Here is a 1203-nt window from a genome sequence, read left to right on the forward strand (position 1 = left end):
ACGGTAAAGGCTTTAATACAGATGAAGCCGGGCAGGCAAGGGGAAACGGCCTGAAAAACTGCCAGAAACGGATTCAGGATCTGGGAGGAACGTTCCGTATTCAGTCCGTACCCGGTCAAGGAACCACCATCCTGCTGGAACTTACGTATTGCGATTCAAAACATTTTGTATAACATGATTCACTTCGGCATTTTAGATGACCATCCGCTGGTGGTAGAGGGCTTACTCAGTTTGTTTAAAACAAATCCGGAAATACTGGCCGGCTGGGGAACAACCACCCTGGCCGACTGTGAAAAAAAGATGCTGGAGTCGCCGGTAGATGTATTGCTGCTGGATATACACCTGGATCAGCTGGACGGTATTAAACTCTGCCGCGATTTCCGGATGCGGTTTCCGGCCCTGCAGATTCTGATGCTGACCTCCTACGCTGAACCGCCGTTAATTAAAGCAGCCTTTCAGAACGGCGCTGCCGGCTATTTGCTGAAAAACGCCGGCTACCGCGAAATTCAGGAAGCCATCACAACCGCCCGCAGCGGTCGCCGGTATGTGCAGCCACAGGTTCAGGAAATTCTGCTTTCCAGCTCAATGGGCTTCGGGCAGACGCCACGGCTCGCCTACATCCCGACGCTGACCCAGCGCGAACAGGAAGTGCTGACACTGATTGTAAACGAAATGACGACGCAGGAGATCGCCGACAAGTTATTTGTCACAACCAAAACCGTAGAAACCCACCGGACCAATTTACTCCAGAAACTGGGCGCCCGGAATGTGGCCGGCCTTGTCAAAATTGCGCTCGAAAAAGGATTGGTTTAACGGCCTCTTTGCTTCTCAGGGAAAACCCTGAATTTTCATTTTCGGGATATTCCCCGATTTTTTTTGCTGAGATTGTGGCCAATTTTGACCCATGATTCAGCCTGTCAACAACTTCCACCTGAATTTCAGCGCTGCCTGCTGGCTGACCGGACTGCTGCTGTGCGGACTGTTGCTGCCCGTGTTTCAGGGTAAGGCAACCCACGTTCAGATCAAACAACTCAGCATGCTGGATGCCGGTGAACTTGAAAAAGTATGGGCAACGTTCTCGGCCGACACCTACGGGAATACCTTAGCCGTCAACGCCCGGCGGAAAGGATTTGCCCGGCAAAGCGGAGCCGAAACCGCCTGGGGTTTTCGGGGTCTTGATAATCAGGGTATGCCCCTGTTCAT

2 protein-coding genes are annotated in these 1203 nt (G+C 52.3%); both read left to right on the forward strand.

The annotated features are described in order from the left end of the window. Positions 1-174: 174 nt before the first annotated feature. Entirely contained in the window at positions 175-813 is a 639-nt protein-coding gene (locus BLX24_RS30520; protein WP_071506919.1) for a LuxR C-terminal-related transcriptional regulator, read from the forward strand. A 91-nt stretch (positions 814-904) separates the two neighbouring features. Continuing rightward, positions 905-1203: hypothetical protein (locus BLX24_RS30525; protein ID WP_143092941.1), on the forward strand; the 299-nt coding region annotated here is incomplete at its 3' end.

Source organism: Arsenicibacter rosenii, assembly GCF_001870735.1.
Lineage (GTDB): Bacteria > Bacteroidota > Bacteroidia > Cytophagales > Spirosomataceae > Arsenicibacter > Arsenicibacter rosenii.